Consider the following 14,568-nt stretch of genomic DNA (forward strand, 5'->3'; position numbering starts at 1 on the left):
AAGAACGACCGTTCTATTAATCAGTTGGGGACAGAGCTAAAGGTCTGTCCCGCAAAACTTTTTACATTCCTTCCAGGGGACCAGCATGACGGCTGACTACAAAGTTCACGGCGACGTCGCCGTGATCACCATGAACAACCCGCCCGTCAACGGGCTGGGCCATGCCACCCGCGTCGGCCTGACCGATGGCCTGGCCAAGGCCAACGCCGACGCTGCGATCAAGGCGATCGTGATCACCGGCGCCGGCAAGGCCTTCTCCGGCGGCGCCGACATCAAGGAGTTCGGCTCGCCCAAGGCGCTGGCCGAACCGAACCTGCTGTCGGTGATCCTGGCGATCGAGAACTCCGCCAAGCCGGTGGTCGCGGCCCTGCATTCGGTGGCCATGGGCGGCGGGCTGGAGCTGGCGCTGGGCTGCCATTACCGCATCGCCGCACCCGGCACCAACATCGCTCTGCCCGAAGTGAAACTGGGCCTGATCCCCGGCGCCGGCGGCACCCAGCGGCTGCCGCGCGTGCTGGGCGTGGAGACCGCGCTGAACATGATCCTGTCGGGCGACCCGGTCAAGAGCGAGCTGCTGGCGCAGCAGCCGGGCCAGAAGCTGTTCGACAAGATGGCCTCGTCGCCTGAGTCGCTGGCCGAGGAGGCGCTGGCCTACGCGCGCTCGGTGGCCGCCGCGCGGCCGCTGCCGCTGGTGCGCAACCTGCCGTGCAAGCATCCGCTGGGCGACGCGTATTTCCAGTTCGCGCGCAACATGGTCAAGGGCATGGCGAAAAACTTCCCGGCGCCCGCCAGGTGCGTCGACGCGGTGGAAGCGGCCACGACCAAGAAGTTCGACGACGGCATGGTGCTGGAGCGCGAGATCTTCACCGCGCTGATGTTCACGCCGGAATCGCGCGCGCTGCGCCACCTGTTCATGGCCGAGCGCGCGGCCTCCAAGATCCCGGACGTGCCGGAAGACACGCCCAAGCGCCAGATCAAGTCGGTGGCCGTGATCGGCGCCGGCACCATGGGCGGCGGCATCGCGATGAACTTCCTCAACGCCGGCATCCCGGTGAAGATGCTGGAGATGAAGCAGGAGGCGCTGGACAAGGGCATCGCCACCATCCGCAAGAACTACGAGTCGCAGCTCAAGAAGGGCAAGCTCAAGCAGGACAAGTACGACCAGCGCATGGCGCTGCTGTCCACCACCCTGGACTACGCCGACCTGAAGGACGCCGACCTGGTGATCGAGGCGGTGTTCGAGGAGATGGGCGTCAAGCAGAAGGTGTTCGAGAAGCTCGACGAGGTGATGAAGCCCGGCGCGATCCTGGCCTCCAACACCTCGACGCTGGACGTCGACAAGATCGCCTCCTTCACCAAGCGGCCGCAGGACGTGGTGGGCATGCATTTCTTCAGCCCGGCCAACGTGATGAAGCTGCTGGAAGTGGTGCGCGGCGCCAAGACCGGCAAGGACGTGCTGGCCACCGTGATGGCGCTGGGCAAGCAGATCAAGAAGACGGCCGTGGTCTCCGGCGTGTGCGACGGCTTCATCGGCAACCGCATGATCGAGCAGTACAGCCGCCAGGCCGGCTTCCTGCTGGACGAGGGCGCGACGCCGCAGCAGGTGGACCGGGCGATCGAGAAGTTCGGCTTCGCGATGGGGCCGTTCCGCATGGGCGACCTGGCCGGCAACGACATCGGCTGGGCGATCCGCAAGCGCCGGGCCCAGGAGCGGCCCAACATGCTGTACAGCCGCACGGCCGACAAGCTGTGCGAGCTGGGCCGCTTCGGCCAGAAGACCGGCGCCGGCTGGTACGACTACCAGGCCGGCAAGCGCGACGCCATCCCGTCGCCGCTGGTCAACAAGATGATCGAGGACCACCGCAAGGAACTGGGCATCACGCCGCGCAAGATCTCCGACGACGAGATCGTCCAGCGGCTGGTGTTCTCGCTGGTCAACGAAGGCGCGCGCATCCTGGAGGACGGCATCGCGTCCAAGGCCGGCGACATCGACATGGTCTACCTCACCGGCTACGGCTTCCCGATGCACCGCGGCGGCCCGATGATGTACGCCGACCAGGTCGGCTTGTTCAACGTGGTGCAGGCGATGAAGCGCTTCCAGCAGAACCCGCGCGACGACGCCGCGTTCTGGGAGCCGGCGCCGCTGCTGGCGAAGCTGGCGGCCGAAGGCAAGACCTTCAGTTGAGGGCCGGCCCGATGATCAAGCGCGTCCTGCTGGCGCTGCTCGCGCTGTTCTTGCTGCTGGCCGCGGCCGTCGCGGTCAACACCCTGCGCCAGGGATCGCGCCAGCTGCAGGTGCCGGCGGCCCCGCCGCTGGCGATCGACAAGGAGGGCGTGGCCGACAAGCTGGCCGGCGCCATCCGCTTCAGGACCATCTCCAGCTTCGACGATCCGCAGCAGAACGCGGACGAATTCCGCAAGCTCCACGCCTACCTGCAGGAGCGCTTCCCCAAGGTGCATGCGACCCTCAAGCGCGAGATGGTCGGCGGGCTGAGCCTGCTCTACACCTGGCCCGGCAGCGACCCGGCCGCCAAGCCGATCCTGCTGATGGCGCACCAGGACGTGGTGCCGATCGCGCCCGGCACCGAAAGCACCTGGCAGGCCGCGCCCTTCGCCGGCGAGCGCAAGGACGGCTTCGTCTGGGGCCGCGGCGCCTGGGACGACAAGGCCAACCTGATCTCGCAGCTCGAAGCCGTGGAGATGCTGGTGGCCAGCGGCTTCCAGCCGCGCCAGACGGTGTATCTCTCGTTCGGCGCCGACGAGGAGGTGGGTGGCCACCGAGGCGCCCGCGAGGTCGCGAAACTGCTGCAGTCCCGCGGCGTGGCCCTGGACTTCGTGATCGACGAGGGCCTGCTGATCACCGAAGGCATCCTGCCAGGGCTGGCGCCGCCGGCGGCGCTGATCGGCGTCAGCGAGAAGGGCTCGATGTCGGTGTTGCTGCGCGTGACCACCGCGCCGGGCCATTCCTCGATGCCGCCGCCGCAGGGCACCAGCGCGATCGGCATGATGAGCGCGGCGCTGCGGCGGCTGGACGACCAGCAGCTGCCGGCCGCGATGCGCGGCATCGCGCACGAGATGTTCGACACGCTGGCGCCGGAGATGACCGGCTTCGGCCGGGTGGCCCTGTCCAACCTCTGGCTGTTCGGCCCGGTGGTGCAGGCGCAACTGGAAAAGGGCGCCAGCACCAATGCCATGCTGCGCACCACCACCGCGCTGACGGTGGTCCATGCGGGCAACCAGTTCAACGTGCTGCCCGGCGTGGCGGAGGCGACGGTCAATTACCGCATCCTGCCCGGCGACACCGGCGCCCAGGTGCTGCAGCACGTCAAGGACACCATCGCCAACGAGCGCATCGAACTGAAGGCGGCGCCCGACGCCTACGATCCGCCGCCGGTGTCGCCCACCGGCTCGCCTTCCTACCAGCTGGTCAACCGCACCATCCGCTCGCTGTTTCCCGGCACGGTGGTGGCGCCCTCGCTGATGATCGGCGGCACCGACTCGCGCCACTTCAGCGCGATCAGCGACAACATCTTCCGGTTCTCGCCGGTGCGCGCGAAGGCCGAAGACCTGCCGCGCTTCCACGGCACCAACGAGCGCATCGCCATCAGCAACCTCGCGGAGCTGGTGGGCTTCTATCACCAGCTCATTCGCAACGCCGCCAGCGCGCCGTCGCCCTGATTTTTTTCCGCACATCCCAGAAAGGCCCAGCATGACCTCCGCCGTGATCGTTTCCACCGCCCGCACCCCCCTGGCCAAGAGCTGGAAGGGCTCCTTCAACATGACCCACGGCGCCACGCTCGGCGGCCACGCCGTCAAGCACGCGCTGCTGCGCGCCGGCATCGACGCCGGCGCGGTGGAGGACGTGATCATGGGCTGCGCCAATCCCGAGGGCGCCACCGGCATGAACATCGCGCGCCAGATCGCGCTGATGGCCGGGATGCCGGTCACGGTCTCCGGCATGACGGTCAACCGCTTCTGCTCCTCCGGCCTGCAGACCATCGCGCTGGCCGCGCAGCGCGTGATCGCCGGCGAGGGCGAGGTGTTTGTCGCCGGCGGCGTGGAGAGCATCTCCTGCGTGCAGCAGGAAATGAACACCCACATGCTCAAGGACCCGGAACTGGAAAAGCTCAAGCCCGAGATCTACTGGTCGATGCTGCAGACCGCGGAACAGGTCGCCAAGCGCTACGACATCGGCCGCGACGCGATGGACGAATACGGCGCCGCCAGCCAGCAGAAGGCCTGCGCCGCGCAGGCGGCCGGCAAGTTCGACGCCGAGATCGCGCCGATCACCGTGATGGCCGGCGTCGCCGACGCGGTGATGGGCCTGCGCACCAAGGAAGTGACCGTCAGCAAGGACGAGGGCACGCGCGAAGGCACGACCAAGGAAGGCATCAGCGGCATCAAGCCGGCCCTGCCCGGCGGCGTGATCACTGCCGGCAATGCCAGCCAGTTCTCCGATGGCGCCGGCGCCTGCGTGGTGGTGAGCGAGGAATACGCCAGCAAGCACAACCTCAAGCCGCTGGGCCGCTTCCTGGGCTTCGCGGTGGCCGGCTGCGAGCCCGACGAAATGGGCATCGGCCCGGTGTTCGCCGTGCCCAAGGTGCTCAAGAAGCTGGGCCTGAAGGTCGACGACATCGACCTGTGGGAACTGAACGAAGCCTTCGCCGTGCAGGTGATCTACAGCCGCGACAAGCTGGGCATCCCGAACGACCGCCTGAACGTCAACGGCGGCGCCATCGCGCTGGGCCATCCGTACGGCGTGTCGGGCCAGCGCCTGACCGGCCACGCGCTGATCGAGGGCAAGCGCCGCGGCGCCAAGCGGGTGGCCGTCACCATGTGCATCGGCGGCGGCATGGGCGCGGCCGGCATCTTCGAAGTTCTCTAATCACTGAGAAAATTTGGGGCGGCCCGGCGCTTTCCTGTTTGATTGAACAGCCACAAGTCTTGTCGTAGCGATAGCCGCCGCGCCTTCGCCGGCAATGTGATCAGGAAGAATGAATGTCCCTGCGTGCAACCCTCGACTTCCTGCTGTACGACTGGCTGCACGCCGAGGACCTGACGCGGCGCACCCGGTTCACGGACCATTCGCGCGAGACCTTCGACGCGGTGCTGGACACCTGCGAGCGGATCGCGCGCGAGAAATACGCGCCGTTCAACCGCACGGTGGACACCGAGGAGCCGCGCTTGGACGGCGACAAGGTCATTCTTCCCCAGGCCACGCATGACGCGCACCGGGCCTACGCCGAATCCGGCATGCTGAGCGCGGCGCAGGATTACCAGGAGGGCGGCATGCAGCTGCCCTACACCATCGAGGCGGCGGCCAACGGCTTCTTCGGCCTGGCCTCGGTGAGCATCGGCTCGGCGCTGCTGACCAAGGGCAACGCCAACCTGCTGCTGGTGCACGGCACCGAGATGCAGAAGGCGGTGTTCGCGCGCAATGAACTCAACGGCCGCTTCGCGGGAACGATGTGCCTGTCGGAGCCGCAGGCCGGCTCGTCGCTGTCCGACATCGCCACCCGTGCGGTGCCCGACGGACCGGACTTCGAGAACGATCCGCTCGGGCCGCGCTATCGCCTCACCGGCAACAAGATGTGGATCTCGGCCGGCGACCACGAGCTGACCGAGAACATCGTTCATCTGGTGCTGGCCAAGATCCCGGGGCCGGACGGCAAGCTGATCCCGGGCACCCGCGGCATCTCCCTGTTCATCGTGCCCAAGAAGATGGTGGGCACCGACGGCCAGCTCACCGGCGTGCGCAACGACGTCGCGCTGGCGGGCCTGAACCACAAGCTGGGCTGGCGCGGCACCACCAACACGCTGCTCAATTTCGGCGAGGGCCGGTTCCCGGTCCCGTCCACAGGCGCAGGACAGGCGCAAGCCGGGGCGGTGGGCTACCTGGTCGGCCGGCCGCACGAAGGCCTGCGCTGCATGTTCCACATGATGAACGAGGCGCGCATCGGCGTCGGCACCGCCGCCGTCGTCCTCGGCCTGGCGGGCTATTACGCCTCGCTCGACTACGCGAAGAACCGCCCGCAGGGCCGCCCGCTGGGTCCGGCCGGCAAGGACCCGGCGCAGCCGCAGGTGCGCATCATCGAACACGCCGACGTCAAGCGCATGCTGCTGGCGCAGAAGTCGTATTGCGAGGGCGCGCTGGCGCTGGAGCTGTATTGCGCCCGGCTGGTCGACGAGCAGCACACGGCCGACCCGGCAGTGGCCGACGACGCCAGGCTGCTGCTGGAGGTGCTGACGCCGATCGCCAAGAGCTGGCCGAGCGAATGGTGCCTGGAGGCCAATTCGCTGGCGATCCAGGTGCACGGCGGCTACGGCTACACCCGCGACTTCCCGGTGGAGCAGTACTGGCGCGACAACCGCCTGAACATGATCCACGAGGGCACGCACGGCATCCAGGCCGCCGACCTGCTGGGGCGCAAGGTGCTGATGGAGGACGGCAAGGGCCTGCAGCTGCTGGCCGGCCGCATCAACGCCACCATCGAGCGCGCGACCAACAAGCCGGACCTGGCCGCGGACGCCAGCGCGCTGGCCGCCGCGCTGCAGCAGGTGGGCGCGGCCACCAAGGCGGCGTGGGCCACCGGCGTGCCGGGCGAGGCGCTGGCCAACGCGGTTCCGTACATGCAGGCCTTCGGCCACATGGTGCTGGCCTGGATCTGGCTGGACGTGGCGCTGGTCGCCGCCGCCGCGCCGGCCGGTGCGGCGCGCGAAGGGCGGCTGCGGGCGCAGCGCTTCTTCTTCCACTACGAGCTGCCCAAGATCGGCGCCTGGCTGAACGTGGTGTCGGCGCGCGACCCGACCTGCGCCGACATGCCGGAGGAGTCCTTCTGATGCCGATGACGCCGCTCAAGGCCCGCCTCGACGTGCTGATCTGGGTCCTCATCTTCGGCGGGCTGCTCACCGCGGTGCTGGGCATCGCCAGCCGGCCGGTGGCGACGGCAACCGGCTGGACGCTGATGGTGCTGGGCGGCTGCCTGGCCGCGGCCGGCGTGCTGCTGATCTGGGTGCGCTCGCGGCTCGGCCCGGACCGCTGAAATATCGCGGCGGGGACACGACAACCCCGCCCCACCGTCGCACAATCGGCGCAAACAACGACTCTCCAGGAGAAACCGGCAATGACCCGCACCGTAATGCAACTCTTCGACCTCAAGGGCAAGACCGCCTTGGTCACCGGCGGCTCGCGCGGCCTGGGCCTGCAGATGGCCCACGCGCTCGGCGAGGCCGGCGCCCGCATCATGCTGAGCTCGCGCAAGGCCGGCGACCTGGAGGAGGCCACGGCCGACCTGCAGGCGGCGGGCATCGACGCCCGCTGGATCGCGGCCGACTGCGCCAAGGAGGAAGACATCCGGCGGCTGGCCGACGAGACGCTGCAGCGCATGGGCGACATCGACATCCTGGTCAACAACGCCGGCGCCGCCTGGGGCGCACCGGCCGAGGACCATCCGGTGGAGGCCTGGGACAAGGTGATGAACCTCAACATCCGCGGCTACTTCATCCTGTCGCAGCAGGTCGCCAAGCGCAGCATGATCGCGCGCCGCAGCGGCCGCATCATCAACGTGGCCTCGATCGCCGGCCTGGGCGGCAACCCGCCGGAGATGACCACCATCGCCTACAACACCTCCAAGGGCGCGGTGGTCAATTTCACCAAGGCGCTGGGCGCCGAATGGGGCAAGTACAACATCACGGTCAACGCGATCTGCCCTGGCTTCTTCCCCAGCAAGATGACGGCCGCCACCCTGAAGAACCTGGGCGAGGACAAGCTCGCCGAGCACGCGCCGCTGCGCCGGCTGGGCGACGACGAGGACCTCAAGGGCATCACCGTGCTGTACGCGTCCGACGCCGGCAAGCACATCACCGGCCAGTGGCTGGCGGTGGACGGCGGCGTCAGCGTCGTCACCGGGGGCTGAGGCCTTGAGCGCACCGAAGCTCTTCGGCGTCGAGATCCCGTTCGTCAGCCACCTGGGCTTCGAGCTGGTGATGATGGAGGGCGGGCAGTCGGAGCTGCGCTTCCTGCCCCGGCCCGAGCACCTCAACTCCTTCGGCGTGACGCACGGCGGCGCCATCATGACGCTGCTGGACGTGACGCTGGCCACGGCCGCGCGCAGCGTGGACATGGACATCGGCGTCGTCACCATCGAGATGAAGACCACCTTCATGCAGCCCTGCGTCGGCCTGCTCACCGGCAAGGGCCGGCTGATGCACCGAACCCGCTCCATGGCCTTCACCGAAGGCACGATCCACGACGGCGAGGGCAGGCCCTGCGCCCACGCCACCGGCACCTTCAAGTACGTCCAGCGCCAGCCCCCGGGGCGCGACGTCATTTCGACCGACTGACATTCCGCAGGAGCAACCCATGACACAGAACCGACAGATCCATCTCGACAACCGGCCGCAGGGCGAAGCGGTGGCGGGCAACTTCAAGCTGGTGAGCGCCGAGACGCCGGCGCTGCAGGACGGCGAGGTGCTGGTGCGCCACCACTTCCTGTCGCTGGACCCGTACATGCGCGGGCGCATGAACGACGCCAAGAGCTACGCCCAGCCGCAGCCGCTGGGCCAGGTGATGCAGGGCGGCACGGCCGGCGAGGTGGTGGAGAGCCGCTCGCCCAAGTACCAGCCTGGCGACAAGGTGGTGGGCTTCGGCGGCTGGCAGGAATACAGCGTGGTCAACGCCGACCAGCCCGGCGCGCTCAAGAAGGTGGACACCACCCACGTGCCGCTGTCCCACTACCTGGGCGCGGTCGGCATGCCGGGCGTGACCGCCTGGTACGGGCTGGTGAAGATCATCGAACCCAAGGCCGGCCAGACCCTGGCCGTCAGCGCCGCCAGCGGCGCGGTGGGCAGCGCCTTCGGCGCATTGGCCAGGGCCCGCGGCTGCCGGGTGGTCGGCATCGCCGGCGGCGCCGACAAGTGCAATTACGTCACCAAGGAGCTGGGCTTCGACGCCTGCGTCGACTACAAGCAGCACAAGGACGCGGCTTCGCTGTCGAAGGCGCTCAAGGAAGCGGCGCCCGACGGCATCGACGGCTATTTCGAGAACGTCGGCGGCATGGTGATGGACGCCGTGATGCTGCGCATGAACGCCTTCAGCAGCATCGCCCTGTGCGGCATGATCGCCGGCTATGACGGCCAGCCGGTGCCGATGACCTATCCGCAGCTGATCCTGACCAACCGGATGAAGGTGCAGGGCTTCATCGTCAGCGAGCACATGGAAGTGTGGCCGGACGCGCTCAAGGAGCTGGGCACGCTGGTGGGCAGCGGCAAGCTGCGGCCGCGCGAGTCGATCGCCCAGGGCATCGAGTCGGCGCCCGAGGCCTTCCTGGGCCTGCTCAAGGGCCGCAACTTCGGCAAGCAGCTGGTCAAGCTGGTCTGAGCGCGGGAGGGCGCCATGGCGGATGCCACCCACGAGGTCTTCAACCAGCCGGCGCCGCTGGCGGGCTACAACCTGTTCGAGGGCAACCGGGCCCTGCGCGACGCGCTGAAGTTCAACGCGCCCGCCCTGGACACCGGGCCTTTGGCGGCGCTCGGCGCGACCCTGGGGACGGCCGACATGCAGGCCCACGCCCGGCTGGCCAACGTCCATCCGCCGCAGCTGCGCAGCCACGACCGCTTCGGCCGCCGCACCGACACGGTGGAATTCCATCCCAGCTACCACGCGCTGATGGCGGCGGCGACCGGCGCCGGCCTGCACGGAACGCCCTGGGGCGAGGGCGCCCAGGCGGCCAACCCGCACGTGCTGCGCGCCGCCGGCTTCATGCTGTTCACCGAGCTGGAGCCCTCGATCCTGTGCCCGGTCTCGATGACCTATGCGGTGACGCCGGCGCTGCGCCGCAATGCGGCGATCTACGCCGACTGGGGCCCGAAGCTGGCCAGCCGCGCCTATGACCCGGCGTTGAAGCTGTGGAAGGACAAGCCGGGCCTGACCATGGGCATGGGCATGACCGAGAAGCAGGGCGGCTCCGACGTGCGGGCCAACACCACGGCGGCGGCGGAGCAGGGCACGGACGGCTGGGGCCGGCGCTTCGGCATCACCGGCCACAAGTGGTTCATGTCGGCGCCGATGTGCGACGCCTTCCTGGTGCTGGCGCAAAGCGGCGCCGGGCTGTCGTGCTTCTTCCTGCCGCGCGTGCTGCCGGACGGCAGCGTCAACGCCATCCGGATCCAGCGGCTGAAGGACAAGCTGGGCAACAAGGCCAACGCCAGCTCCGAAGTGGAATTCGACAACGCCACGGCCTGGCTGGTCGGCGAGGAAGGCCGCGGCGTGCCGCAGATCCTCGAGATGGGCACCATGACCCGGCTCGATTGCGCGCTCGGCACCAGCGGCCTGATGCGCCAGGCGCTGGCCATCGCGCTGGACCACACGGCGCAGCGCCAGGCCTTCGGCAAGCCGCTGCTGGAGCAGCCGCTGATGCGCAACGTGCTGGCCGACCTGGCGCTGGAATCGGAGGCGTCGACCGCGCTGGCGATCCGGCTGGCCCGCGCCTTCGACGACGGCGCCGACGCCCACGAGGCGGCGATCGCTCGGCTGCTGACGCCGGTGGCCAAGTTCTGGATCTGCAAGCGCGGCAGCCATTTCGCCGAGGAAGCGATGGAGTGCCTGGGCGGCAACGGCTACGTGGAGGAGGGCGGCGAGGGCATCATGGCCCGGATCTACCGCGAGATGCCGGTCAATTCGATCTGGGAAGGCGCCGGCAACATCATGGCGCTGGACCTGCTGCGGGCGCTGCGCAAGGCCGATGCCGGCGCCGCGCTGGCCAAGGAACTGGCTCCGGCGAAGGGCGCGCATCCCGCGCTGGACCGGCTGGTGGCCGCGCTGCCGGCCCAGGTGGAACAACTGGCCACCGAGGTGGAAGCGCGCCGGCTGGCCCAGGACGTGGCGCTGGCGGTCCAGGCCGCGCTGCTGTACCAGGGCGCCCCGGCGGCCGTGTTTGCGGCCTTCTGCGATTCGCGCCTGGCCGGCTGGATGCCGAACGCGCCCCTGGGCGGCGCTTGGGGGCCGGTGTTCGGCACCCTGGGTGCGCACACCGATTTCGACGCCATCATCGCCCGGGCCATGCCGCGCTGACAACAACGGAGACTTCATGCCGACCGAACTGATCCTGCACCACTACCCGACCTCGCCCTTCGCGGAGAAGATCCGCCTGATCCTGGGCTTCAAGAAGCTGGCCTGGAAGTCGGTGCTGATTCCCGCCGTCATGCCCAAGCCCGACGTCCTGGCCCTGACCGGCGGCTACCGCAAGACGCCGGTGCTGCAGGTCGGCGCCGACGTCTATTGCGACACGGCCCTGATCTGCGACGTGCTGGAACACATCGCGCCGGAGCCGACGCTGTACCCCGCCCACCTCAAGGGCGTGTGCCGCATCTTCGCGCAGTGGGCGGACAGCACGCTGTTCTGGACCGCGATGGCGTACAACTTCCAGCCCGGCGGCGCGGCCCAGGTGTTCGCCGACGCGCCGCCGGAATTCGCCAGAAGCTTCGCCGAGGACCGCAAGGCGATGCGGGTGAACATGACCTCCCTGCGGCCGGCGGATGCGGCCAGCGCCTACCGCTCGTACCTGCGGCGCATCGCCCACATGGCCGACGAGCACGACTTCCTGTTCGGCATCGACGCCTGCGTCGCCGATTTCGCCGCCTACCACCCGCTGTGGTTCACCCGCACCCGCACGCCTGCGATGGCCGACATCCTGGCGGCCACGCCCTCGGTGCTCGAATGGATGGACCGCATGGCCGCGACCGGCCACGGACTGCCGGAGAAATTCACCTCCGCCGACGCGATCGAGGTGGCCCGCAATGCCGGTCCGCGGCCGGCCGGCGGCAACCTGCTGGTGGACAGCGCGTTCCAGGACGACCATGGCATTGCGCTGGGCAGCCGGGTGACGGTCACCGGCGAGAGCTTCGGGCCCGAGCCCACCGAGGGCGAGCTGATCGCCGCCACCCGCACCCATTACTCGCTGCGCCGCGAGGACCCGCGCGCCGGCACCGTCCACGTCCATTTCCCCCGCATCGGCTACGTATTGAAGAAGGCAGACGCAACATGATCGAGGACTTCAAGGGCAAGACCGCGGTGCTGACCGGCGCCGGCTCGGGCTTCGGGCTGGAATGCGCGCGCATCGGCGCCCGGCTCGGGATGAACCTGGTGCTGGTGGACGTCCAGCAGGACGCGCTGGAGCGGGCCGAGGCCGAGACGAAGGCCGCCGGTGCGCCGGTGCTGGCGCGCAAGGTGGACGTCTCGAACGCGCAGCAGATGGAGGCCCTGGCCCAGGCGGTGCAGGAACGCTTCGGCGCCCCGCACTTCGTCTTCAACAACGCCGGCGTCGGCTCCGGCGGCCTGATCTGGGAGAACTCGGTCAAGGACTGGGAGTGGGTGCTGGGCGTGAACCTCTGGGGCGTGATCCACGGCGTGCGCCTGTTCACGCCGATGATGCTGGAGGCGGCGGCCAAGGACCCGGCCTGGCGCGGCCACATCGTCAACACCGCCAGCATGGCGGGCCTGCTGACGCCGCCCAACATGGGCATCTACAACGTCAGCAAGCACGCGGTGGTCAGCTTCTCCGAGACGCTGTACCAGGACCTGCGGCTGGTCACCGACCAGGTCGGCGCCAGCGTGCTGTGCCCGTACTTCGTGCCCACCGGCATCAGCCAGAGCCACCGCAACAAGCCGGGCGAACTGGCGCACGAGAAGCCCACCCGCAGCCAGTTGATCGGCCAGGCGATGAGCGACAAGGCGGTCGGCTCCGGCAAGATCACCGCGGCCGAAGTGGCGCAGAAGGTGTTCGACGCCGTCGCGGCCGACCAGTTCTACATCTTCAGCCACCCCAAGGCGCTGGGCAACGTGCAAAGCCGGATGGAGGCGATCGTGCAGGCGCACAACCCGCCGGACCCGTTCCTGGCCCGGCCGGAGATCGGCGTCGAGCTCAGGGCGGCGCTGCGCGCGGCGGGATAGGAAAGGCCGCGAGCGCCAGCACGCCGGCCAGCGGCGCCAGCCACCATTGCGGCGACTTCAGCGTCCAGAGCGTGGCGCCGGTGATGGCGCACCACAGCAACGGCAGCGGCAGCAGCAGCCGGTTGCGCCCGCCATGCAGGGACAGCAGCAGGCCCAGCGTCGCCAGCACGGTGGGATCGGGCATCAGGCCCACCCATTCGGTTTCAACCGGCGGCCGGCCTGCGGCCAGCGCCAGCAGGGGATACAGGATGGCGGCCGCAAGCAGCAAGTCGCCGACCAGGCTGCGCAGGCCGCCGTCCGCCACGCGCGCTGGCGGCGCGGCCAATGCCCGCCACGCCAGCAACAACGCCTGCAGCGCGAAACCGGCCGCGAAATACTGCGCCGCCCAGTTGATCGGCGCGTAACGCTGCCAGTGGAAGGCCCAGGCGACGAATCCCCAGGCCATGGCCATCGCCAGCAGTGCGGCGCGCGGCGCCCAGGCCGCGCGGGCGCGCAGCGCGAACAGCATCACCGTGGCCAGCAAGGTGGCCAGCGCCTGCGACGGAAACCAGTCGCGGTTGTGCAGCTCCAGGGTGCGCTGCCAGGTGCGCGCCGAGAACATCAGGAAGTCCGACAGCCCGTAGGCCCACCACTCGGTCAATGGGGAACCTCCGCTCGACGAGCTGCGGTTCCGTGCGCCTTCGCAACGGCGGTGCGCCTCATGTCAGCCGTCCGGCGTGCTGCGCCATGCGCCTGCGCATGGCCTCGTCGGGCAGGCGCCCGCGCGCCGCGCCCATGTTCTCGCGCACATGGGCCGCGCTGCTGGTGGCGGGAATCGCGCAGGTCAGGGCCGGATGGGACACGATGAACTTGAGCAGGTACTGGGCCCAGTTGGCACAGTCGATCTCGGCGGCCCACGGCGGCAGCGGATGCCTGCGCACCGCGTCGATCAGCGCGCCTTCGCGGAACGGCCGGTTGGCGATCACCGCGATGCCGCGCTCGCGCGCCAGCGGCAGGATGCGCTGCTCCACCTCGCGGTCCAGGATGTTGTAGGTCACCTGGACGAAGTCCAGCGGCTGCGCGCGCATGATCTGCTCCACCTCCGCATGGCGCCGGGCCTCGGAGGTGGTGATGCCCACGTAGCGGACCTCGCCCTTGCGTTTGAGCTCGAACAGCAGCGGCAGTTGCCGTTCCCAGGCCAGCAGGTTGTGCACCTGCAGCAGGTCGAAGCGCGGCACCCGCCACAGGCGCCTCGACTGCTCGATCTGGCGGGCGCCATCGGAGGAAGTCCAGACCTTGTCGGCGGCAAACAGCGTCGCTCCGGGCTGCAGTTTCGCCACGCCCTCGCCGATCACCGGCTGCGAGGAGCCGTACATCGGCGACGAATCGATCATCCGGCCGCCGGCCTCGAAGAACTGCCGCATCACCTCGGCCCGGTCGGCCCGGGCCGCCGGATCGTTGCCGACGTTGAACGTGATCCAGGTTCCGAGCCCGACCACGGGCAAGGCCTCGCCGCTGGAGGGGATCGGCCTGGTGAGCAGGGGCGATGCCGCCTGCCCGGCGGCCGGCAGCAGCAGCGCGGCTGCGCAGCCGACCAGGCTGCGGCGCGTCAGGCTGGTGGACGGTGGCTTGCCCATGGC

The 14,568-nt window shown here is 69.3% G+C and carries 13 protein-coding genes; 11 read left to right on the forward strand and 2 right to left on the reverse strand.

Annotated elements, in window-relative coordinates; translation table 11 throughout:
• Positions 1 to 85: 85 nt before the first annotated feature.
• The 11 genes from ACFPOE_RS20170 (at position 86) to ACFPOE_RS20220 (ending at position 12,949) form a co-directional block, all read left to right on the forward strand.
• Positions 86 to 2,185 (forward strand): 3-hydroxyacyl-CoA dehydrogenase NAD-binding domain-containing protein, encoded by a 2,100-nt coding sequence (locus ACFPOE_RS20170; protein WP_376852117.1) that lies wholly within the window; start codon positions 86 to 88, stop codon positions 2,183 to 2,185.
• Positions 2,186 to 2,196: 11 nt separating this feature from the next.
• Complete coding sequence (locus tag ACFPOE_RS20175) at positions 2,197 to 3,678, forward strand: M20 family peptidase (protein ID WP_376852118.1); 1,482 nt, start codon at positions 2,197 to 2,199, stop codon at positions 3,676 to 3,678.
• A 31-nt stretch (positions 3,679 to 3,709) separates the two neighbouring features.
• Entirely contained in the window at positions 3,710 to 4,885 is a 1,176-nt protein-coding gene (locus ACFPOE_RS20180) for an acetyl-CoA C-acyltransferase (protein ID WP_376852119.1), read from the forward strand.
• A 113-nt stretch (positions 4,886 to 4,998) separates the two neighbouring features.
• The gene (locus ACFPOE_RS20185) at positions 4,999 to 6,840 is read left to right on the forward strand and encodes an acyl-CoA dehydrogenase (protein WP_376852120.1); all 1,842 of its coding nucleotides are present in this window, start codon (positions 4,999 to 5,001) and stop codon (positions 6,838 to 6,840) included.
• Positions 6,840 to 7,043 (forward strand): hypothetical protein, encoded by a 204-nt coding sequence (locus ACFPOE_RS20190; RefSeq protein ID WP_376852121.1) that lies wholly within the window; start codon positions 6,840 to 6,842, stop codon positions 7,041 to 7,043. Before ACFPOE_RS20185 ends, ACFPOE_RS20190 begins: the two co-directional genes overlap by 1 nt.
• 81 nt (positions 7,044 to 7,124) lie before the next feature.
• A complete protein-coding gene (locus ACFPOE_RS20195) occupies positions 7,125 to 7,916 on the forward strand; it encodes an SDR family oxidoreductase (RefSeq protein ID WP_376852122.1) in 792 nt (263 codons plus the stop codon).
• A 4-nt stretch (positions 7,917 to 7,920) separates the two neighbouring features.
• Entirely contained in the window at positions 7,921 to 8,343 is a 423-nt protein-coding gene (locus tag ACFPOE_RS20200) for a PaaI family thioesterase (RefSeq protein ID WP_376852123.1), read from the forward strand.
• 19 nt (positions 8,344 to 8,362) lie between these two features.
• Positions 8,363 to 9,379 (forward strand): NADP-dependent oxidoreductase, encoded by a 1,017-nt coding sequence (locus ACFPOE_RS20205; protein ID WP_376852124.1) that lies wholly within the window; start codon positions 8,363 to 8,365, stop codon positions 9,377 to 9,379.
• Between the two features lie 15 nt (positions 9,380 to 9,394).
• Complete coding sequence (locus ACFPOE_RS20210; RefSeq protein ID WP_376852125.1) at positions 9,395 to 11,071, forward strand: isovaleryl-CoA dehydrogenase; 1,677 nt, start codon at positions 9,395 to 9,397, stop codon at positions 11,069 to 11,071.
• A gap of 16 nt (positions 11,072 to 11,087) precedes the next feature.
• Positions 11,088 to 12,044, forward strand: coding sequence for a glutathione S-transferase family protein (locus ACFPOE_RS20215; RefSeq protein WP_376852126.1), 957 nt, complete (start codon positions 11,088 to 11,090; stop codon positions 12,042 to 12,044).
• Positions 12,041 to 12,949, forward strand: a complete 909-nt coding sequence (locus tag ACFPOE_RS20220; RefSeq protein WP_376852127.1) for an SDR family oxidoreductase — start codon at positions 12,041 to 12,043, stop codon at positions 12,947 to 12,949. Before ACFPOE_RS20215 ends, ACFPOE_RS20220 begins: the two co-directional genes overlap by 4 nt.
• On the opposite strand, the gene ACFPOE_RS20225 is transcribed toward ACFPOE_RS20220, so the two are convergent.
• The gene (locus ACFPOE_RS20225; RefSeq protein WP_376852128.1) at positions 12,921 to 13,589 is read right to left on the reverse strand and encodes a DUF6064 family protein; all 669 of its coding nucleotides are present in this window, start codon (positions 13,587 to 13,589) and stop codon (positions 12,921 to 12,923) included. The two genes, ACFPOE_RS20220 and ACFPOE_RS20225, sit on opposite strands and share 29 nt — an antisense overlap.
• A gap of 58 nt (positions 13,590 to 13,647) precedes the next feature.
• On the reverse strand, positions 13,648 to 14,565 hold the full coding sequence (locus ACFPOE_RS20230; protein WP_376852129.1) for an aldo/keto reductase: 918 nt from the start codon (positions 14,563 to 14,565) through the stop codon (positions 13,648 to 13,650).
• Between the last annotated feature and the right edge of the window lie 3 nt (positions 14,566 to 14,568).

It is taken from the genome of Caenimonas terrae, assembly GCF_042655405.1.
GTDB lineage: Bacteria > Pseudomonadota > Gammaproteobacteria > Burkholderiales > Burkholderiaceae_C > Ramlibacter > Ramlibacter terrae_A.

What these genes read in the sequence shown, in the direction of transcription:
- ACFPOE_RS20170 (WP_376852117.1), top strand. Translation starts at nt 86, where the DNA reads ATGACGGCTGACTACAAAGTTCACGGCGACGTCGCCGTGATCACCATG.
- ACFPOE_RS20175 (WP_376852118.1), top strand. Translation starts at nt 2,197, where the DNA reads ATGATCAAGCGCGTCCTGCTGGCGCTGCTCGCGCTGTTCTTGCTGCTG.
- ACFPOE_RS20180 (WP_376852119.1), top strand. Translation starts at nt 3,710, where the DNA reads ATGACCTCCGCCGTGATCGTTTCCACCGCCCGCACCCCCCTGGCCAAG.
- ACFPOE_RS20185 (WP_376852120.1), top strand. Translation starts at nt 4,999, where the DNA reads ATGTCCCTGCGTGCAACCCTCGACTTCCTGCTGTACGACTGGCTGCAC.
- ACFPOE_RS20190 (WP_376852121.1), top strand. Translation starts at nt 6,840, where the DNA reads ATGCCGATGACGCCGCTCAAGGCCCGCCTCGACGTGCTGATCTGGGTC.
- ACFPOE_RS20195 (WP_376852122.1), top strand. Translation starts at nt 7,125, where the DNA reads ATGACCCGCACCGTAATGCAACTCTTCGACCTCAAGGGCAAGACCGCC.
- ACFPOE_RS20205 (WP_376852124.1), top strand. Translation starts at nt 8,363, where the DNA reads ATGACACAGAACCGACAGATCCATCTCGACAACCGGCCGCAGGGCGAA.
- ACFPOE_RS20210 (WP_376852125.1), top strand. Translation starts at nt 9,395, where the DNA reads ATGGCGGATGCCACCCACGAGGTCTTCAACCAGCCGGCGCCGCTGGCG.
- ACFPOE_RS20215 (WP_376852126.1), top strand. Translation starts at nt 11,088, where the DNA reads ATGCCGACCGAACTGATCCTGCACCACTACCCGACCTCGCCCTTCGCG.
- ACFPOE_RS20220 (WP_376852127.1), top strand. Translation starts at nt 12,041, where the DNA reads ATGATCGAGGACTTCAAGGGCAAGACCGCGGTGCTGACCGGCGCCGGC.
- ACFPOE_RS20230 (WP_376852129.1), bottom strand. Translation starts at nt 14,565, where the DNA reads ATGGGCAAGCCACCGTCCACCAGCCTGACGCGCCGCAGCCTGGTCGGC.